This window comes from Streptomyces violascens (genome assembly GCF_014649955.1).
Taxonomy (GTDB): Bacteria; Actinomycetota; Actinomycetes; order Streptomycetales; family Streptomycetaceae; genus Streptomyces; species Streptomyces violascens.
The window spans coordinates 239,627-258,751 of record NZ_BMUA01000011.1 but is presented as its reverse complement, the minus strand read 5'-3'; the positions used below and the strand labels follow the sequence as shown (position 1 = coordinate 258,751).

At 71.5% G+C, this 19,125-nt stretch carries 15 protein-coding genes; 9 read left to right on the top strand and 6 right to left on the bottom strand.

The features are described 5' to 3' along the window. Window positions 1–132 precede the first annotated feature (132 nt). Complete coding sequence (locus tag IE206_RS22875) at window positions 133–525, bottom strand: VOC family protein (protein ID WP_189964911.1); 393 nt, start codon at window positions 523–525, stop codon at window positions 133–135. Between the two features lie 58 nt (window positions 526–583). On the opposite strand from IE206_RS22875, the gene IE206_RS22870 reads away from it, so the two are divergent. The 3 genes from IE206_RS22870 to IE206_RS22860 all read left to right on the top strand — a co-directional run bounded on the left by IE206_RS22870 (window position 584) and on the right by IE206_RS22860 (window position 3,422). Further along, window positions 584–1,216, top strand: coding sequence for a nucleoside/nucleotide kinase family protein (locus IE206_RS22870; RefSeq protein ID WP_189964909.1), 633 nt, complete (start codon window positions 584–586; stop codon window positions 1,214–1,216). Between the two features lie 41 nt (window positions 1,217–1,257). After that, window positions 1,258–2,211, top strand: a complete 954-nt coding sequence (locus IE206_RS22865; protein ID WP_189964907.1) for a DUF1444 domain-containing protein — start codon at window positions 1,258–1,260, stop codon at window positions 2,209–2,211. Between the two features lie 80 nt (window positions 2,212–2,291). Beyond that, window positions 2,292–3,422: an aminopeptidase P family protein gene (locus tag IE206_RS22860; RefSeq protein WP_189964905.1), complete on the top strand. Its 1,131-nt coding sequence runs from the start codon at window positions 2,292–2,294 to the stop codon at window positions 3,420–3,422. Window positions 3,423–3,459: 37 nt separating this feature from the next. Here the strand turns inward: IE206_RS22860 and treZ are convergent, their stop codons facing one another. Both treZ and IE206_RS22850 read right to left on the bottom strand, forming a co-directional pair. Next, window positions 3,460–5,199 (bottom strand): malto-oligosyltrehalose trehalohydrolase, encoded by a 1,740-nt coding sequence (gene treZ, locus IE206_RS22855; RefSeq protein ID WP_189964902.1) that lies wholly within the window; start codon window positions 5,197–5,199, stop codon window positions 3,460–3,462. A gap of 73 nt (window positions 5,200–5,272) precedes the next feature. Next, entirely contained in the window at window positions 5,273–6,226 is a 954-nt protein-coding gene (locus tag IE206_RS22850) for a GNAT family N-acetyltransferase (protein ID WP_189964900.1), read from the bottom strand. A gap of 189 nt (window positions 6,227–6,415) precedes the next feature. Here IE206_RS22850 and IE206_RS22845 point away from each other — a divergent pair, with 189 nt between their 5' ends. After that, window positions 6,416–6,973: an FHA domain-containing protein gene (locus IE206_RS22845; protein WP_189964898.1), complete on the top strand. Its 558-nt coding sequence runs from the start codon at window positions 6,416–6,418 to the stop codon at window positions 6,971–6,973. An 86-nt stretch (window positions 6,974–7,059) separates the two neighbouring features. Beyond that, window positions 7,060–7,530 carry a GNAT family N-acetyltransferase gene (locus IE206_RS22840; protein ID WP_189964895.1) on the top strand — a complete coding sequence of 157 codons (471 nt, stop codon included), beginning with the start codon at window positions 7,060–7,062 and terminating at the stop codon, window positions 7,528–7,530. A 30-nt stretch (window positions 7,531–7,560) separates the two neighbouring features. On the opposite strand, the gene lpdA is transcribed toward IE206_RS22840, so the two are convergent. After that, on the bottom strand, window positions 7,561–8,982 hold the full coding sequence (gene lpdA / locus IE206_RS22835) for a dihydrolipoyl dehydrogenase (RefSeq protein ID WP_226599762.1): 1,422 nt from the start codon (window positions 8,980–8,982) through the stop codon (window positions 7,561–7,563). A gap of 183 nt (window positions 8,983–9,165) precedes the next feature. Between lpdA and IE206_RS22830 the strand changes: the two genes are divergently transcribed. Both IE206_RS22830 and IE206_RS22825 read left to right on the top strand, forming a co-directional pair. Further along, window positions 9,166–10,098, top strand: a complete 933-nt coding sequence (locus tag IE206_RS22830) for a LysR family transcriptional regulator (protein ID WP_189964966.1) — start codon at window positions 9,166–9,168, stop codon at window positions 10,096–10,098. Between the two features lie 206 nt (window positions 10,099–10,304). After that, window positions 10,305–11,603 (top strand): cytochrome P450, encoded by a 1,299-nt coding sequence (locus IE206_RS22825; RefSeq protein WP_189964891.1) that lies wholly within the window; start codon window positions 10,305–10,307, stop codon window positions 11,601–11,603. Here IE206_RS22825 and treY read toward each other — a convergent pair. Further along, window positions 11,563–13,914: a malto-oligosyltrehalose synthase gene (gene treY / locus IE206_RS22820; protein WP_189964889.1), complete on the bottom strand. Its 2,352-nt coding sequence runs from the start codon at window positions 13,912–13,914 to the stop codon at window positions 11,563–11,565. The two genes, IE206_RS22825 and treY, sit on opposite strands and share 41 nt — an antisense overlap. A gap of 81 nt (window positions 13,915–13,995) precedes the next feature. Between treY and IE206_RS22815 the strand changes: the two genes are divergently transcribed. Next, the gene (locus tag IE206_RS22815; RefSeq protein WP_189964887.1) at window positions 13,996–15,258 is read left to right on the top strand and encodes an MFS transporter; all 1,263 of its coding nucleotides are present in this window, start codon (window positions 13,996–13,998) and stop codon (window positions 15,256–15,258) included. 111 nt (window positions 15,259–15,369) lie between these two features. On the opposite strand, the gene glgX is transcribed toward IE206_RS22815, so the two are convergent. Then, entirely contained in the window at window positions 15,370–17,490 is a 2,121-nt protein-coding gene (glgX, locus tag IE206_RS22810; protein WP_189964885.1) for a glycogen debranching protein GlgX, read from the bottom strand. A gap of 322 nt (window positions 17,491–17,812) precedes the next feature. Between glgX and IE206_RS22805 the strand changes: the two genes are divergently transcribed. Beyond that, window positions 17,813–19,048 carry a DUF5919 domain-containing protein gene (locus IE206_RS22805; RefSeq protein ID WP_189964883.1) on the top strand — a complete coding sequence of 412 codons (1,236 nt, stop codon included), beginning with the start codon at window positions 17,813–17,815 and terminating at the stop codon, window positions 19,046–19,048. Window positions 19,049–19,125 lie beyond the last annotated feature (77 nt).

Genomic DNA, 19,125 nt, shown 5'->3' with positions numbered 1-19,125 from the left:
GGGAAAGCCCCGCACCAGGTCCGTATCAACGGATCACGGTGCGGGGCTTTTTCGCGTTGCGATCCATACCCGGATCGGGCCTGCATTTTGCATTCAGGCCTCACCTGAGCCCTGAATGCAAAACCAAAGCCCCTAAGCCGGCTGCAACAGATCCCAGCGATTTCCGTAGAGGTCCTCGAACACCGCCACCGAACCGTACGGCTCGTACCGCGGTTCCTCCAGGAACCGGACGCCGGCCGCCAGCATGCGGGCATGGTCGCCCGCGAAGTCCTCGGTGTGGAGGAAGAACCCGACCCGGCCGCCGGTCTGCGCACCCACGCTCGCCAGCTGGGCCTCGTCCTTCGCGCGGGCCAGGAGCAGCGAGACCGCGTCGCCGGTGGTGCCGGGCGGGCGGACGACCACCCAGCGCGAACCGTCCCCGCGGTCGGTGTCCTCGGCCAGTTCGAATCCCAGGGACCGGGTGTAGAAGTCGATGGCCTCGTCGTAATCGCGTACGACGAGCGTGATCAGTGCAATGTGCGGCATACCAGCCAGGTTATACGTAGTACGTGTTTCCGGAGGCGCCGGTGGAACAATGCGGGGTATGGATCTCGACCTCGACGGGCTCGTGGGCCGCGCCCGCAGCCTCGTCCTTCCCGGGCGGCGCCGCATTCTTGGCATCGCGGGACCGCCCGGTGCCGGAAAGTCCACGCTGGCCGGTGAGTTGGTGAGACGCCTCGACGGGCAGGCCGTGCTCGTGCCCATGGACGGGTTCCATCTCGCCAATGGGGAGCTGCGCCGGCTCGGGCGTACCGAACGCAAAGGCGCGCCCGACACCTTCGACGCCGCCGGATATGCCGCGCTCCTCGCCCGGCTGCGGTCGCCCGATCCCGGCACGGTCGTATACGCGCCGGACTTCGACCGGTCGTTGGAGGAGGCGCTGGCCGGGAGCATTCCCGTCGCGCCCCAGGTGCCGCTCGTTGTGACCGAGGGCAACTACCTGCTGCATGACGAGGGGCCCTGGGCGCAGGTCAGGGATCTCGTCGACGAGATCTGGTATCTCCATGTCGACCACGGGGAGCGGGTACGCAGACTGGTCGAGCGGCATGTGCGGCACGGGAAGGCACGGCCGTACGCCGAGCGGTGGGTCGAGGAGTCCGACGAGGTCAACGCACGTCTCGTGGCCGCCGGGCGCTCGCGGGCGGATCTTGTCATCACGGGTGCGCTCACTGGGTAGGCTCGCAGCTCTGGCGACCGTGCGAGGGGAAGGCAGCAGACGTGGGGATATTCCGACGAGGGCCCAGGCGGGACGCGAGCGACGTTCCGCGGGACCCCGAGTTCGGCTTCTTCTCGAACGACGAGGGCGCCCGGTTCCGTGCGGTGGTCAGGGAGGCGTTCGCCGAGCTGGGCCTGGAGGTCACGGTCTACGCGGACATGGTGAAGGACAGCGGCGGCCGCCAGTTCGGCCTGGGCAACCTCGCCGCCGTGTGCCACAACGAGCCGCGCGGCCCGCGCGTGTGGCCGGAACTGATCCGTAAGCACGTCGCCATGGTGCTGCGCACCATGGACGCGCCTTCCGCACTGGAAACCATGCCGCCCGAACAGATCCGGGCCCAGCTGTATCCCCGGGTGATCAGCGGCGACGGACTCGACGCGCAGAGCTTCGGCTATGCGCGCAGTGTGGCGCCGGGCCTCTACGAGATCCTCGCTCTTGACCTCCCCGAGAGCGTCATGATGCTCACAGACGAGGCTCTCGAACCCCTCGGCAAGGTCCCTGACCTGCGCGAACAGGCCCTGCGTAATCTGCGCGAACTGCCCGTCGAGGGGCACGAGACGGTCAAGGGCGACGACGGGATGCGCTTCGACATCGTCGTCGGCGACTCCTTCTACACGGCGAGCCGGGTGCTGGCCCTGGAGGCAGTCGTACGCCAGGTCACCGGCCGCGAGGTCCCGCCGGAGGGCGCGCTCGTGGCGATGCCTTTCCGCCACCAGCTTGCCTTCCATGTCATCCGCGATTCCGGCATGGTGCTCGCCCTCAACGCCATGGCCTCGTTCGCTGCTTCGGGGTACGAGGACACGCCGGGATCGATCAGCCCGTACGTCTACTGGTGGCGCGGCGGCACGCTCACCCAGCTCAGCGACCGGGACGGGGAGGGGCTGCGCATCGTCGTCGGCGAGGACTTCGGTGAGCTTCTTGAGCGGCTCGTCGATGAGGAGACGGACGGGTTCTGAGGGGCTGAGCCGCCTTTGAAGGTGGCGAACGGCGGCTCGACCCACTCGCGTGCCAACGGGCGTCCGGGCAGGATGAGGCCATGCCTACGACGCCCGCCCCCGCGCCCTTCACCGCCGACGACTACCGGGCCCGGATGGCCCGCGCCGCCCGGTCCGCCGCCGACGCCGGACTGGCCGGTGTGCTCGTCGCGCCCGGCCCCGACCTGGTGTACCTCACCGGCTATCAGCCGACCGCGATCACCGAGCGGCTCACCGTCCTCGTGCTCGCGGCCGGTCAGGACCCGGTCCTGGTCGTGCCGACGCTGGAGGCACCCGATGCCGCGCACGCCGCGGGAGCCGCCGCGCTGACCCTGCGGGACTGGACCGACGGCAAGGACCCATATGCGGTGACGGCCCCGCTCCTCGACGTCGACGGCCGTTTCGGGGTCAGCGACAACGCCTGGGCGATGCATCTGCTCGGGCTGCAGAAGGAGCTGCCCGGCACCTCCTACGTCGCGCTGACCGAGGCGCTGCCCATGCTGCGGGCCGTCAAGGACGCGCACGAGCTGGCCCGCCTGGAGGCGGCGGGCGCGGCCGCCGACGAGGCGTACGGCGAGATCGTGAAGGTGCGATTCGCGGGCCGGAAGGAGACCGAGGTCGCCGCCGATCTCGCCGCCCTCCTTATGAAGTACGGCCATTCACAAGTGGACTTCACCGTGGTCGGCTCCGGGCCCAACGGCGCCAACCCGCACCACGAGGCCGGCGACCGCACCATCGAGCGCGGCGACATGGTCGTCCTCGACTTCGGCGGACTCAAGCACGGTTACGGCTCCGACACCACCCGCACCGTCCACGTCGGCGAACCCAGCGCCGCCGAGCAGCGCGTCCACGACGTGGTGCGCGAGGCGCAGCAGGCCGGGTTCGAGGCGGTCAAGCCCGGTGTCGCCTGCCAGGACGTCGACCGTGCCGCGCGCGCCGTGATCGCGGACGCCGGATACGGCGAGTACTTCATCCACCGCACCGGCCACGGCATCGGCGTGACCACCCACGAGCCGCCCTACATGATCGAGGGCGAGGAGCGGCCGCTCGTGCTCGGGATGTGTTTCTCCATCGAACCGGGCATCTACCTGCCCGGCCGGTTCGGCGTCCGCATCGAGGACATCGTCACCGTTACGGATGACGGCGGCCGGCGTTTGAACAACACCGACCGCGCTATGGCGATCGTCGAGTAACCGCCGTCTGTAGTACAGGCGTTGAGTGGTGGCGGCCTCAGCGGCCGAGGACCGCACACGACTCGGGCGGCATCACCAGCAGGCCGTCCGTGTCCGGCGCCCCGACCGGCTCCCAGGCCGCGAGGACCCGGCCGCCGCCACCGAGCTTGATCCGTACCGCCTCCTCGGAAAGGTTGACCACCACCCGCAGGTCGCCGCGCCGGAAGGTCAGCCAGCGCGCCTCCTCGTCGTACGCCACCTTGACGGCCGCGAGGTCGGGATCGGTCAGGTCGGGCCGGTCGCGGCGCAGCGCGATGAGTTCGCGGTACCAAGCGAGCAGCCTGGCGTGCGGTTCGCGCGCGGGCTCCGTCCAGTCCAGGCACGAGCGCTGCCGCGTCGCCGGGTCCTGCGGGTCGGGGATGTCCTCGGCTGACCAGCCGTGCGACGTGAACTCCCGTCGCCTGCCCTCCCGTACGGCTTGGGCGAGTTCGGGGTCGGTGTGGTCGGTGAAGAACTGCCAGGGGGTGCGGGCGCCCCACTCCTCGCCCATGAAGAGCATCGGTGGGTACGGGCTTGTCAGCGTCAGCGTCGCGGCACAGGCGAGCAGGCCGGGGGAGAGCCCGGCGGAGAGGCGGTCGCCCTTGGCCCGGTTGCCGATCTGGTCGTGGGTCTGCGCGTAGCCCAGGAAGCGGTGGGCGGGGGTGTGGGCGCGGTCGACGGGCCGGCCGTGGACGCGGCCGCGGAAGCTCGAATACGTGCCGTCGTGGAAGAACACGCGGGTCAGGGTCTTGGCGAGCGCGGAGAGCGGGGCGCGTGCGAAGTCGGCGTAGTAGCCCTGGGATTCACCCGTGAGGGTGGTGTGCAGGGCGTGGTGGAAGTCGTCGTTCCACTGGGCGTGCAGGCCGAGGCCGCCCTCGCCGCGCGGTGTGGTGGTGCGCGGGTCGCAGGTGTCGGACTCGGCGACGAGGAAGAGCGGCCGGCCGAGCTCGGCGGCGAGCACGTCGACGGCCGTCGAGAGCTCTTCGAGGAAGGTGTACGCACGGGTGTCGGCCAGCGTGTGCACCGCGTCCAGGCGCAACCCGTCGAGGCGGTAGTCGCGCAGCCAGGCCAGCGCGCTCTCCAAGAGGAAGGCGCGCACCTCGTCGGAGCCGGCGGCGTCCAGGTTGACGGCCGAGCCCCAGGGCGTGTGGTGGGTGTCCGTGAAGTACGGGCCGAAGGCGGGCAGGTAGTTGCCGGAGGGGCCCAGATGGTTGTGCACGACGTCCAGGACGACACCGAGACCATGGGCGTGCGCCGCGTCGACAAACCGCTTCAGCGCCTCGGGTCCGCCATAGGGCTCGTGCACCGCCCAGAGGGAGACGCCCTCGTACCCCCAGCCGTGCCGCCCCGGGAACGGGCACACCGGCATCAGCTCGATGTGCGTGATTCCCAACCCGGCTAGATGAGGCAGCTGTTGGACCGCAGCGTCAAGCGTGCCTTCGGGGGTGAAGGTGCCGATGTGCAGTTCGTACAGGACGGCCCTCTGGAGGGGGCGCCCCTCCCAGGAGTGCTGCCAGCCGAACGTTTCGTGGACGACGACCGCGCTGAGGCCGTCCGGTCCTTCGGGCTGCCGGCGCGACCGAGGGTCGGGCAGCGGCGGGCGGTCGTCCAGCACGTATCCGTAGCGGTCGCCGGAGTGCGCCTCGGCCTCGGCCAGCCACCAGCCCGCGCGTACGGGGTGGCGGCTCATGGGATGGGTCGCGCCCTCCAGGAGAAGGGCGATCCGGTCGGCGTGCGGCGCCCACACTTCGAACAGCACGGGTGTGTCCCCCTGTCGTTGCCGGTTGCGACCATGGTGCGACAGACGAGAGGGACACGCCCGCAATTCGTGACTACTTCCAGACCATGTTGATCGCGCGCTCGAAGACGACATAGCCCGCACGGGCGAACGCGTTCGCCATGGGGATGTTGGGCAGGTCCGTGGCGGCGCGGATCCGGGGCACGTCCTGTTCGGCCAGGATGCGCGTTCCCTCGGCCAGGATGTCGTCGATGTAGCCGTGGCCGCGGTGGGCCGGCAGAACCCCGAGGTAGGCGATGATCGGGTTGTAGCTGTTGCGCGCCGGGATCACGAACCCGACGGGTTCGCCGCCGTCGTTGAGCTCGGCGATCCGCCACCACTCGCGCGGCGACCTGAAGGTCTCGAACTCCTCCTCGTACATGAGCTCCGCGGACTCGCGCGGCGTCATGGTGAGCAGTTCCTCGCGGGTGTGCTCGTCGAGGGAGCCCTCCACGACGAGTGTCATCAGCGAGATGAGTTCCTCGCGGTCGGTGGCGGGGCGGAACGACAGCCTCGTGGAGGCCTCGGGAAGCGGCGTGCCGGGCCGCCACTCCAGGCGCAGCCGCTCGACGAGCGGGGTCGCACCGGAGGCGGCCATGATGTCCAGCCGGGTCTCGACGACCTCGCGGGCGGCGGGGTCCTCGCGCCAGTTGCCCGGCAGGAAACGGCCGTACTCGGGACGCTCGGCGCCCGCGGGCACCACCTTCGCGGTCGCGGTCTCGAGCAGGCGCAGACCGATCTCGTGGCGCTCGGCCGCGGGCAGGGAGTCGTCGACGTCGAAGAAGTCGAGGCTCTGCGGCGCCTCGCCGCTCTTCACGGCCCACCACGCGATGCGCGCCAGGACGCGGCCGTCGCGCAGGGCCACCCACATCCAGGCCGGGATGCGGCGGCCGGTGGCCAGATCGTCCTCGAGTTCGTGGTCCAGGACGTAGGAAAGCTGCTGGAAGAGCCCGAGTTCCTCGGGCCCGGCGAGCGGACGAATGGTTATGTCCGACGCGGAAGTCTGCAAGAGGGGCTCCTCAGAGGTTTGGGATGTCGGCAGACCCTAACAGGCCGAGTGAGCTGCCAGGCAAGGGAATTACGGCGACCGATGCCTCTACGTCGCAGGTCAGAGCTGGGGCGGTCGTGAACGCGGACCTCTTTGGGAGGGTGGCCTTCTGCTGGACACTTACGGCCTTGTGGAAGGACAATCGCTGATGTGACGCCCTCCTTCGAATTCCAGACCTCCTCGGCGCCCGCGCGGCTCTCCGACGCGGAGCGCGACCGGGTGCTGGAGGTGCTCCGCGAGGGCGCCGCCGAGGGCAAGCTGTCGCACGACACGTTCCTGCGCCGGATGGAACTGGCCCTGGCCGCCCGCAGGTCGGACGAACTGGTCGCCCTCACCGCCGACTTGGACAGCGGCGGCAATCGCTGGGCGAAGGCGGTGTTCGGCGCGGTCAGCCGGGTGTCGGAGTTCTCCGTCTCGCTGCGCAGGGCCTGGCAGGCCGAGCGGCTGCCCAAGCTCCTCTTCCCGGTGCCGGGCCCGTATCCCCTGCGCATCGGCCGCGACCCGGCCAATGGGCTCCGCCTGAGCCACGAGACGGTGTCGCGGGTGCACGCCGAACTCGTCTTCCAGTCCGGGATGTGGCAGCTGCGCGACCTCGGCTCCACCAACGGGACGTGCGTCAACGGGCGCCGGGTGACGGGAGCGGTCGCCGTGGCCGACGGCGACCAGGTCAGCTTCGGCCGGATGTCCTTCCGGCTTGCCACCCACTGAGTCCATCGGGCTGCTGAAAACCATCTGACCAGGGCGAATTCCGCCGGCCAAGGGCGTTGTCAGTGGCGTGGCCCATCATGGCGGGTATGAACGATCAGCCCCGGGTGCGTCACGCCCGTCCCGCAGACCTGCCGCGTCTGGCCGAACTCGCCGCGGAGCACGCCGCGTACGAGAAGGCGGCAGGCCCGGCACCCGGTTTCGCGGAGCGGCTCGGCGCCCTGCTCTTCGGCACCGAGCACCCCCGGCTGCGCTGCCTGGTCGCCGAGATACCCGGCGGCGAGGTCGTCGGGTACGCCTCGTGCGCGCCGGAGTTGTCGACCTGGGACGCCCGCGCATACCTCCACATGGACTGCCTGTTCCTGCGCGAGGGCCACCGCGGGCTGCGCCTCGGACCGCTCCTGATGGACGCGGTGGCGGCCGAGGCGCGGGCACTCGGGCTCGCCGAGATCCAGTGGCAGACCCCGGTGTGGAACAAGGGGGCGGTCAGGTTCTACGAGCGCCTGGGCGCCACCGGCAAGGACAAGGTGCGCTACTCCCTGCCGGTGCCGCTCCCGTAACTGGTCGATTCTTGACTGGACTTGGGGCCCTCACTGCTGGTGCAGGCCCCGCCCGGCCAGTGTGAGGAAGGTTTCGCCGACGGCCTCCGAGAGCGTGGGGTGGGCGTGGATGTGCCGGGCCACGTCCGAGGGCTCGGCGTCCCAGCCGACGATCAGCTGGCTCTCGGCGATCATCTCGGACACGTTCGGGCCGACGAGATGGACGCCGAGCACCTGCCCCGCGCGTTCGGCGACCACCTTCACCACCCCGCCCTGCCCGTGCACCATGCCCTTGGCGACGGCCGTCAGCGGCATGGTGTTGACCACGACGTCATGCCCGCGGTTACGGGCATCCGCCTCGGTCAGCCCCACCGACGCGGTCTGCGGAGAGGAGTACGTGACCCGGGGCACCGCCCTGTAGTCGACGGGCGCGGAGGCCACCCCGGCCAGCGTTTCGGCGACCAGCAGTCCCTCCGCGAAGGAGGCGTGGGCCAGACCGAGGGAGGGAGGCGGCAGCAGATCGCCCACCACATGGATGCCGGGGATCGCGGTTTCGAGCCGGGCCCAGTCGGCCGGGGCGACGAAACCCCGCTCGTCGACGGCGAGTCCGGCCGCGGCCAGGCCGAGCCCGTCGGTGACCGGCGCCCGGCCCACCGCCACCAGGAGCCGCTCGGCCTCGATCGTGCGGATCTCGCCGCGCGCGGTGCGCACCGAGGCGCGTATCCCCTCCTCCAGGACACTCGCTTCCAGGAAGCGCGCGCCGGTCTGCACATCGATGCCGCGCTTCTTGAGGCCGCGAGTCAAGTGGCGGCTGACATCGGCGTCTTCGAGCGGCACGAGCCGGTCGGCGGCCTCGACCAGCGTGACCTCGGCGCCCATCGACCGGTGGAACGAGGCGTACTCGACGCCGATCGCACCGCCGCCCAGGACCAGTACGGACTGAGGAAGCCCGGGGGCGAACAGGGCGTCGTCACTGGTGACCACGCGCCGTCCGTCCGCTTCGAGGCCCGGCAGCATGCGGGGCCGCGAACCCGTGGCGAGCACAATGCCGCGCCGGGCCACAAAGTTCCCGTGCCCCTCGATGAATACGCTGCGAGGCCCCGTCAACTGGGCGCTTCCCGGCAGCACTTGGACGTCGGCATGCGACAGATGGCCCTCGACGCCCTTGTGGTTGCGGGAGACGATGTCGTCGCGGGTCGCCACCAGCGCCTGCCAGTCGATCGCATCCACGCTCGCCTTCACCCCCCACCGCTCCCGCGCCTCGGCTATCCCGTCCACCAGCTCGGCGGCGTGCAGCATCGCCTTGCTGGGGATGCAGCCGCGGTGCAGACAGGTGCCGCCGACCTTGTCGCGCTCGGCGAGGACGACCTTCAGTCCGAGGGCGGCGGCCCGCAGAGCGGTGGAATACCCGCCGGTGCCGCCGCCGATCACGATCACATCGGCCACGGCGTCGTCGGTCACGGGTCCGGTCAAGGTCTCAGCCTGGGGCTCAGTCGTGGGCTCAGTCACGGGGCAAGCCTCCGCCCGGCCGCCGCCATGAGTCCAAGGCAATGTTCTTGTGAGGTCGATGCACAATGCTTATGGCGCGCAGGGGGCGCGCGGGGCCGGTGCGATCAACCGGTGTGATCAGGGGGACGTGGCGTGAGCCTGCGGCAGATGGAGTACTTCGTCACGGTCGTCGAGGAGACGTCGTTCACCCGCGCCGCCGAGCTGTTGCACGTCACCCAGCCCGCGCTGTCCCATCAGATCAAGGCGCTGGAGAAGTCCGTCGGCGGCGAGCTCCTCGAACGGATGCCGCGCGGGGTGCGGCTCACTCCCATGGGCCGCGCCTACCTGCCGCACGCCCGGCTCGCCGTGCGCAGTGCGCTCCAGGCCCGGCGCGCGGCCCGCGCGGCGGCCGGTGCCGAGGGCGGCGAACTGCACATCGCCTCCGTGCACTCGGTGGCCGTGGGCGTGCTGCCCGAGGCATTCGCCCGCTGGCGGCGCACCCACCCCGGCGTGCGGCTGCTCCTCCACGAGTACGCCACCACCGAGGCGCTTGAGGAGTCGCTCGAACGCGGCGCCGCAGACCTGGCCGTCGGCCCGCCGCCCCAGCACTGGGACGGGCCCGTCGTCCCCGTCGGCGAGGAGGAGATCGCGCTCGTCGTCGCCTTCGACGATCCGCTGGCGGGCCGCTCCTCGGTGCGCCTCGAAGAGCTCGCCGACCACGCCTGGGTGCGCTGCGCGATGGAGCCCGTGATCGAGGGCCGGCCCTTTCTCGATCTGGTCTGCGAGCGGGCCGGCTTCACCCCGCGCACCGTGGTGCGCACCGAGCACACCTCGACGGCGGTACGGATGGCCGCGGCCGGGGTCGGCGTGGTCGCCGTACCCACCCACGTCGTACGCGGCGGGATCGGAGAGGACTGTGTGCTGCTCTCCGTCGATCCCGCCTGGAAGCGTGCCCTGACCGTGTTCTCGCGGGTCGAGCCGGCCGGCGCCGCGGCCGCCTTCACCGAGCTGCTGCGCAGGTCAGCCCCGTACGGCACCGGTGACATCTCACCCGTACGGCCCAACGCCGATTGCGACTGCCCGGCGGAAGTGGTCCGCTGAGAGCAGTCACCCGCGACTCGCAGGGGGGCGGCTCACTGAGACCGGTCGCCCGCGACTGCCCTGCGGGGGCGGTCCGCCGGGACGAGTCACCTGCGACTGCCCGGTGGCAGTGGTCCCGAGAGCAGCCACCTGGACCCGGCGGCCGCCGTCCAGACTGCCGGAGGCCGCACGACCGCGCCCATAGGGCGCCGACCGGGAGGCGCGCGATGACAACCGGCGAGCCGCCCGAGGCGGCGCCTGCCGCGCCCCGTGTCTCCTCACGCGAGGCGGCGTTGGACCCAGCCGCCGCCGTCTCCCCGCCCGAGGCGGCATTGGCCCCGGCCGTCGCCTCTTCGAGCGGGGCGGCATTGGCCCCGGCTGCCGTCCCTTCACCCGAGGCAGCGTCGGCTCCGCCCTTCGCCCCCTCGCCCGAGGCAGCGCAGACCCAGGCCCTCGCCTCCTCCCCTGAGGCAGCGCTGCCTCCGCCCCTCACCTCCCCACCCCGCGCAGCATCGGCCCCCGCCGTCCCGCCCTCCCCTCCCGAATCCCTCTCGCTGCTCGGGAGGGCCGCCCGTCGTGACCCGTACGGCTTCTATCGGACGCTCCGAGAGGAGCACCCCCTGCTGTGGGACGGCAGGCTCGGGGCCTGGCTGGTCAGCCGGTACGCGGATGTCGCCCCCGCGCTCGGCGACCCCGGACTCGTCGGGCCACGCCGGGGGCCCTGCTGCGGACCGGGGACGGTGCGCTGCGCCCAGGAGTACGCGGCGCCCGAGAGCGCCTTCGCGCTGCTGCGCGAGGTGTGTGCCCGAACCGCGTACGTGCTGGCCCGCCGGCTCGCCGGGCGCGAGGAGGCCGACCTGGTCGAGGAGTTCTGCCGCTGGCTGCCCACCGGCACGATCGCCGCCGCGACCGGACTCTCCTACGGGGCGGTGATGGGCCGCTCCGGCGGCGTCCCGGACCCCAGCCGGGCCGAGGCTCCCGCCGCGACCGACCTCGGCCGTCAGCGGGGCGGCACAGGCGTCGCCCTGCTCGCGGCGCGCTGTGCGGACCAGGCCGTGCTCACCGGCCGGGCGCTCGCCTCGCTCATGGCCAACCTCCTTGACAATCCTGAGCAGTTGGAGCTGGTGAAGGCGGTTCCGGCGCTGATCGGGCAGGCGTGGGGCGAATCGCTGCGGCGCAATCCGCCCGTCCATGTGGTGCTGCGCCGGGCCGTCCGCGACCGCGCGACATCCGGCGGCACCGTCCCGGCCGGAGCCGCCGTCGCGATGCTCGTCGGGTCGGCGAACCGCGACCCCGCCCGGTTCGCCGACCCCGACCGCTTCGACCTGCACCGCACCACCAGCGGCGGCCTCGCCCTCGGGCCCGCCGACTGCCCGGCCGCCCGGATCGCCGAGCTCCAGGCGGAGTGCGCGGTGAGCGCCCTGCTCGCCGCCATGCCCGGGCTGCGCAGGGCCGACACCTTCACGCCGGCCGAGAGCGGACTGCTCACCCGGGCCCCTCGCCTCCTTCTCGTACGACCCTCCTGAGCAGCGCCACCGGGGACGATGCGAACAGCTCGTCCAGTGCCACCGCCCCGCTGAACTGCCGCCCCGGGCGGAGGACATCGGCCCATTCGCCCTGCGGAAGCGTCAGCTCCGTCCCCGCCCAGCCGCCTGCCTCCGCGAGCCGCAGCGAGAGCCGGGTCACCGCCGTCACCACCTCGCCCGAGCGGCAGAACGCCACGCAGTGACCGGCGCGAGGGCCTCGCGCTGCCAGCTCCGTATAGGTGCCGGATTCGCCGAATACCCCGGGGAGTTCGCGCCGCAGCCGCAGCGCCGCCAAGGTCACCTCGAGCTTGTCGCCGGGGTCGGCCAGAGCGGCCCGGTCGAACCGGACCGGGCGCCGGTTGTCCGGGTCCACCAGCGCCGCGTACTCGCCCTCCGTTCCCTGGTAGAGGTCCGGCACGCCCGGCATCGTCAGATGCAGTAGCGCGGCCCCGAGGCTGTTGGCCCGCGCCGAAGGGTCGATCGCCGCCGTGAACTCCCTTACCTCAGAAGCGAGTTGACCACCCGGTCCAGCCTCGACGAAGTCGCTCACGGCCTTCTCGTAGCCGGGGTCCTGCTCCGTCCAGCACGTGTGCAGACCGGCCTCGCGCACCGACTTGAGTAGCGCCGCCCCCAGCCGCTCCGGCTCCGGGAGCCCGCCGAGCCCGACCGAGGTCTGCCATGCGACCCAGGCGAGATGCGGATCGGGAGCCTGCGCCCCGGCGACCCGGTCGAGCAGCGCCGCCCACCGCTGCGGACACTCGGAAAGGACCGCGATCCGGGCCCGTACGTCCGCGCTGCGCTTGGTGTCGTGCGTGGACAGGACGGTGCCGGTGCTCGGCCAGTCGCGCGCGAGCCGTGTGCAGAACGCGTGGAACTCGTCCGGCTCCACCGAAGGCCGCCCCGGATCCCCGCCCACCTCGTTCACCGAGAGCAGTGGCGTGTACCGGTAGAAGGCCGTGTCCTCGACGGACTTGGCGTGCAGCGCCGATGACGTCTGCGCGAAGCGCGTACGGAACCGGTCCCGGTCCGGGGTGTCGCCGAGCCGGCCGAGTGCCAGATCGCGCACCAGGTCCACCGCGGCGGACTCCTCCGCGACGGGGAAGGCCGCCTTCGCCTCCAGGGCCGCCGATGCGGGCAGCACCAGCTCCGCCCCGAACCGGTAGGGCCGGTAGACGGGGACGCGGACCAGGAGCTCGCGCAGGGCGAGCCGCAGCGCCCATGGGGCGTGATCGCGGAGCTCGGGGCCGCCCATCGCGCAGATCCGCTGCGCCAGGCGCACCAGATACTCGGTCTCGGCCACCAGCTCATGGGTCAGCACCCGGTACGCCGCACGCCGCACCGTCGGCCCCCAGTGCCCACCTCGGTCGCCGCTCGCCCCGGTGAACTCCCCGTATGCGGCCAGGAGTTGATCCAAACCTGCCGGATCGGTGAACAGGCCGTCGATGTGGCGCAGCGCGTCATAGCCGGTCGTCCCGGCGACCGCCCACCCCGCGGGCAGCCGCTCGTCGCCGGTGAGGATCTTCTCGACGACCGTCCAGCGGCCGTCCGTCGCCTCGTTCAAACGGCGCAGATAGGCCTCGGGGTCCGCCAGACCGTCCGGGTGGTCGACCCGCAGCCCGTCCACCACACCGTCGTGGACCAGCTCCAGGATCTTGGCGTGCGTCGCGTCGAAGACGCCCTCGTCCTCCACCCGGAGGCCGATCAGCTCCGCGATCGTGAAGAAGCGACGGTAGTTGAGCTCCGTCCTGGCAAGGCGCCACCAGCCGAGCCGATAGAACTGCGCGTCCAGCAGCTCCGGCAGCGGCAGGCCCGCCGTCCCCTCACGCAGGGGGAAGCACTCTTCGCCGTACCGCAGTACTCGGCCGTCCACCGTGAGGCGGTCCAGCTCTGCGCCCAGCGGCCCGGCGAGCACCGGCAGCAGGATCCGCCCGTCGCCCGCCGCCCAGTCGATGTCGAACCACGAGGCGTACGGCGACGAAGGGCCGGCGCGCAGCACGTCCCACAGCTGCCGGTTGTGGCGCGCGGCCGCCGACATGTGGTTCGGCACGATGTCGAGGATCAGGCCGAGCCCCGACTCCCGTGCCCTTGCGGCCAGTTGGCGCAGCCCCGCCTCGCCGCCCAGCTCCTCGCGTACCTTCGCGTGGTCGGTGACGTCGTAGCCGTGCGTCGAGCCGGGCACGGCCTCCAGGACCGGTGACAGATGGAGGTGCGAGACTCCGAGCTCCGCCAGGTAGGGCAGCGCCTCCTCGGCGGCGGCGAACGGGAATCCGGGCTGCAGCTGGAGCCGGTAGGTCGCGATGGGCGGGGTCATATGAACGTACGTACCCCGACGGGCGGCTTCTGTGCCTTCGGCCCATGCGTATGCCCCGGTCGGCCGCGTTAGCTTCGCCCGATGGCCAGATCGCTTCAGACCTACCGCAAGGTGCTCGCGCTGACGGGGCCCGTACTGCCGGTGATCTCCTTCCTCGGACGGCTGCCGACCGCCATGTGCCAGCTCGGCAGCGTGCTCCTGGTCGCCGAGATCAGCGGCAGCCTGGCCACCGCCGGGCTCGCCGGAGGGGCGCTGGCCGCCGGGCAGACCGTCGCGGGCCCGCTCCTGGGGCGTGCCGCCGACCGCTACGGACAGCGCACCGTGGTACTCGCGGCGGCGCTCGCGAACGCGGCCGCCGTGACCGCCCTGGTGCTCGCCGCTCTCTCCCACCTCGCTACCGGCTGGCTTGCCCTGCTCGGCGCCCTGGCCGGGGCGAGCGTCCCCCAGGTCGGGCCGCTCGCCCGGAGTCGGACCGTGGCCCTCGCGCACCGGGCCGGCGCCGACGAGCGGACCGTGGCCGGGGCGCTCTCCTTCGAAGGCACCCTGGACGAGATCTCGTTCGTACTCGGCCCGGCCTTCGTGGGCCTGGCCGCCTCCCTCGCCCACCCGGCCGCCGCACTCCTGACGGCCGCGGCCCTGCTCGCCGTCTGCGGCACGGCCTTCGCGCTGCATCCGACGGCACGTCAGGTGACCGCCGCACAGCGCACCGGAGCCGCCCGCACCCGGCTGCCCGGCGCGGTGTACGCGCTGCGCGCCACGATGGTCCTCCAGGGCGCCATGTTCGGCGCCTCGCAGGCGGGCATCACGGCCCTGACCGAGCAGCTCGGCCGGCCCTCGCAGACCGGGCTCGTGTACGCGGCCATGGGTGTGATGAGCGCGGCCGCAGGTCTCGCCATGGTGGCCGTGCCGGAGCGGCTCGCCCTGCCGGTCCGGTGGCGGACCGCCACCGCGGCGCTGGTCGTGCTCTGCGTACCGCTGCTCTTCGTGCACACGCTGGTCGGCTTGTACGCCGCGGTGATCGTGCTCGGGGTGGCGTACGCGCCTCATCTGATCACCGTGTTCGGGCTTACGGAGCGCCTGGTTCCGGCGGACCGGCTCGCTGAGTCGATGGCGTTCCTGACCAGCGGCATCGTCGGCGGTCAGGCGCTCGCGCTCGCGCTGTCGGGACGACTCGCGCAGGACCATGGCGCGGTGGCCGCGTTCGCCGTGATGGTGGTGGCCGGGGCGCTCTGCGCGGTGTGCTCGTGGTCCGTGCGCGGGCTCGGCGGACGGCGGGCGAAGGCAGCCACCGCGGATGCCGTCACCGGCGTCGCGGCGGCCCCGAGGACTCCGGTCGACAGCTGAGCCGACAGCCGACCGGGCGGTGGTCGCGTTCATGGTCCCCACTGTGCCCGAGGCCACTGACAATCGAACTCAGGTGTAGGTCAGGGCCGTTGAGACGTCCCGGCGGGCGCTCTACGCGGGCCGCCGCAGCACAGTCATGCTCCGGCCGACGAGCCCGACCCGTTCGCCCGCTGACACCTTCGGCCCCTCGCCCGGCGGCACCCCCTCCGGCCGCGCGGTGTCCACGACCACCTGCCACTGCCGGCCGTGATTGACCGGCACCACGAAGTCGATCTCCTCCGCACTTGCGTTGAACATCAGCAGGAACGAGTCGTCGCCGATCCGCTCGCCCCGCGGCCCCGGCTCCGAGATCGCGTTGCCGTTGAGGAAGACCGACAGCGCCTTCGCGCTCGCCGACTGCCAGTCCCGGTCGGCCATTTCCTCGCCCTCGGGGGTGAACCAGGCGATGTCGGACAGCTCGTCGTGCGTGCCCTGCACCGGACGACCGTGGAAGAACCGCCTGCGCCGGAAGACCGGATGGTCCCGGCGCATCCCCACCATGGCCCGGGTGAACGCGAGGAGCGTGCCGTCCGGGTCGTCGCCGGGGTCCGGCCAGTGCACCCAGGACAGCTCGTTGTCCTGGCAGTACGCGTTGTTGTTGCCGCCCTGGGTGCGGGCGAACTCGTCGCCGTGGCTGAGCATCGGCACGCCCTGGGACAGCATCAGGGTGGCGACGAAGTTCCGCATCTGCCGGGCGCGCAGCTCCGCCACCTCGCCGTCGTCGGTGGGCCCCTCCGTGCCGCAGTTCCACGACCGGTTGTGGCTCTCGCCGTCCCGGTTGCCCTCGCCGTTTGCGTCGTTGTGCTTGTCGTTGTACGAGACCAGGTCGTTGAGGGTGAAGCCGTCGTGGCAGGTGTGGAAGTTGATGGAGGCGAGCGGCCGCCTCCCGTCGTCCTGGTACAGGTCCGACGAGCCCGTAAGGCGCCCGGCGAACTCGGCGAGCGTCTGCGGCTCTCCGCGCCACAAGTCCCGTACCGTGTCGCGGTACTTGCCGTTCCACTCCGTCCACAGCGGCGGGAAGTTGCCCACCTGGTAGCCGCCCTCGCCCACGTCCCACGGCTCGGCGATCAGCTTGACCTGGCTGACCACCGGATCCTGCTGGACCAGGTCGAAGAAGGACGAGAGCCGGTCCACCTCGTGGAACTGGCGGGCCAGCGTCGCCGCGAGGTCGAAGCGGAAGCCGTCCACATGCATCTCGGTCACCCAGTAGCGCAGCGAATCCATGATCAGCTGGAGGACGTGTGGCGACCTCATGAGGAGGCTGTTGCCCGTGCCCGTGGTGTCCTCGTAATAACGGAGGTCGTCGGCGAGCCTGTAGTACTGCGTGTTGTCCAGGCCCCGGAAGGAGAGCGTGGGGCCGAGGTGATTGCCCTCCGCCGTGTGGTTGTAGACGACGTCGAGGATGACCTCGATGCCCGCCTCGTGCAGCGCCCGCACGGCCTGCTTGAACTCCAGAACCTGCTGGCCGCGGTCGCCCCAGGAGGCATAGGCGTTGTGCGGGGCGAAGAAGCCGATGGTGTTGTAGCCCCAGTAGTTGGACATTCCGGCGTCCGCGAGCCGGTGGTCATTGACGAACTGGTGCACGGGCATCAATTCGAGGGCGGTGACGCCCAATTGCGTGAGGTGTTCGATGACGGCCGGGTGCGCGAGCGCCGCATAGGTGCCGCGCTGGTCCGGAGGCAGCTCCGGATGGAGCATGGTGAGGCCCTTGACATGGGCCTCGTAGAACACGGTGTGGTGGTACTCGGTGCGGGGCGGCCGGTCGTCGCCCCAGTCGAAGAACGGATTGACCACCACGGAGGCCATCGTGTGCGGCGCCGAGTCCAGGTCGTTGCGGCTGTCGGGCCGCCCGAAGTGGTAGCCGTAGACAGCCTCGTTCCACTCGATGTGCCCGCTTATGGCGCGCGCGTACGGGTCGAGCAGCAGCTTCGCCGAGTTGCAGCGATGCCCCTTCTGCGGCTCGTACGGTCCGTGCACCCGGAAGCCGTACCGCTGGCCCGGCAGCACGCCGGGCAGATAGGCGTGGCGTACGAATGCGTCGGACTCACGCAGCTCGACGGCGGTCTCCGAGCCGTCGTCGTGCAGCAGACACAACTCGATCCGACGGGCGGTCTCGGAGAAGACCGCGAAATTGGTCCCGGCGCCGTCGTACGTGGCGCCGAGTGGGTAAGCCTGTCCCGGCCATACCTGCATGGGCAAGACTCTTCCACTTCCGCTCGGGGTGCTGACGGGCTGTTCGGCCAGATCCTCCCCGAAAAGACGACGGTCACCCAGGACGTGCGCGTGCTCCAATGGGTGACCCGGCTCGGGCGACGCGGCGCAAGCGCTATGAATCCGCTCACCCCGACAGATAGTGCCCATCAGAACAGGCCGTATCCTCGGGCCAGTTGGCAAACTCGACCCGCCATCGGGCTGCAGCGCCTCCTGCTCCCGGAGTACCCTTCCTTGATCGTTGAAGGGCGTGCAGGGCGGGCCGGACCCGCTGGGGTTGCCGGGGGCGGAAGGCGGTGCGTGGGTGAGCTCGGGAGGTCTTGAGCTGCCCCCTGGTGACACGGGTCATGAGGGGGAGTCCGGCGACATCCCGCCCGGAGCGGTTTCCCTCGCACGCCCGATGGAGATCGGGGCGGAGCTGGACTGGGGCGCGGACGCCTGGAGCGAGGTGCGTACGCGCGCGCAGCGGGCCGGGCGCGCCTACATCTGGCTGAACCTGGTGGAGCAGCGGCTGCGCGCCGTGGTCGCCGCCGTGCTGCGGCCGATCTACGAGCCGGTCCACGGCGACGAGTGGGTGGTCGCCGCGGCGGGCCCCGCGGGCCAGGAGTGGGTGCAGCGGGCCGTAGCGGTGCGCGAGGTCTCGCGCCGCAAGGGCTATCTGCTCGACCCCGCCGACGACAACGTGCTCAGCTTCCTCACCCTCCCGCAGCTGCGCGAGCTCATGGTGCAGCACTGGCCCTGCTTCGAGCCGTACGTGGACGACCGGCGCGATGTCGAACTCGCCCTGGACGAGCTGGAGGTGGCCCGCAATGTCGTCTCGCGCAACCGGGCGCTGAACGAGGCCGTGCTCGCCCAGGCGGAGCGGGCCTCGGCGCGGCTCCTGGATGTGCTCGGCGGCGCCGGAGGAGCTCCCGCCGCGCACCGGCTGCCCATCGACGCCGTGGAGGACCTGGTCGGCGACCGGTACGCCGATGTCGTCTCTGTCCACTCCGACCGGGTGCGCCTGCAACGCCAGCTGCCCGCCGAGGACCTCTTCGGCGGCGCCCGGCGCCTGGACGCGATCGGCATCGGTCTCAACCTCCTGGTGCAGAACTACTCGGGCCGGCGCCTGGTGCGGCTCGCCGAGTCCGGCTGCCGCGTCCGGCTGCTCTTCCTGAACCCGGCGAGCAGTGCCGTCAAGCGCCGCGAGCGTGAACTCGGCCTCAAGAAGGGTGAGTTGAGCCGCTCCGTGGAGATGAACATTCTGCACATGCGGCGGGTGCGGGCCCGGCTGCGCGACCCGGGGGCCTTCGAGATCCAGGTCTTCGACGAGACGCCGCGCTTCACCGCCTACCTGGTGGACGGCGACGGGGCGGACGGCGTCGCGGTCGTCCAGTCCTATCTGCGGCGCGCGCGGGGCATGGAGGCGCCGGTGCTCGTGCTGCGCGGCGGCGGGCGGCGGGGCGTGGTGCGGCCGGGCCAGGATGTGGAGCACGGGCTCTTCGAGACGTACCGCGAGGAGTTCGAGTCAGTCTGGGTTGATTCGCGCCCTGTGTCCTGAATTGTGGTGAGCCTCGCCGGGTGAATTCCGGCCGCCCGGCCGATTGTCAGTGCCGCGTGCGAGGGTGGTCGTCAACT

What these genes read in the sequence shown, in the direction of transcription:
- IE206_RS22875 (WP_189964911.1), bottom strand. Translation starts at nt 525, where the DNA reads ATGCCGCACATTGCACTGATCACGCTCGTCGTACGCGATTACGACGAG.
- IE206_RS22870 (WP_189964909.1), top strand. Translation starts at nt 584, where the DNA reads ATGGATCTCGACCTCGACGGGCTCGTGGGCCGCGCCCGCAGCCTCGTC.
- IE206_RS22860 (WP_189964905.1), top strand. Translation starts at nt 2,292, where the DNA reads ATGCCTACGACGCCCGCCCCCGCGCCCTTCACCGCCGACGACTACCGG.
- IE206_RS22840 (WP_189964895.1), top strand. Translation starts at nt 7,060, where the DNA reads ATGAACGATCAGCCCCGGGTGCGTCACGCCCGTCCCGCAGACCTGCCG.
- IE206_RS22830 (WP_189964966.1), top strand. Translation starts at nt 9,166, where the DNA reads ATGGAGTACTTCGTCACGGTCGTCGAGGAGACGTCGTTCACCCGCGCC.
- IE206_RS22825 (WP_189964891.1), top strand. Translation starts at nt 10,305, where the DNA reads ATGACAACCGGCGAGCCGCCCGAGGCGGCGCCTGCCGCGCCCCGTGTC.
- treY (WP_189964889.1), bottom strand. Translation starts at nt 13,914, where the DNA reads ATGACCCCGCCCATCGCGACCTACCGGCTCCAGCTGCAGCCCGGATTC.
- IE206_RS22815 (WP_189964887.1), top strand. Translation starts at nt 13,996, where the DNA reads ATGGCCAGATCGCTTCAGACCTACCGCAAGGTGCTCGCGCTGACGGGG.
- glgX (WP_189964885.1), bottom strand. Translation starts at nt 17,490, where the DNA reads ATGCAGGTATGGCCGGGACAGGCTTACCCACTCGGCGCCACGTACGAC.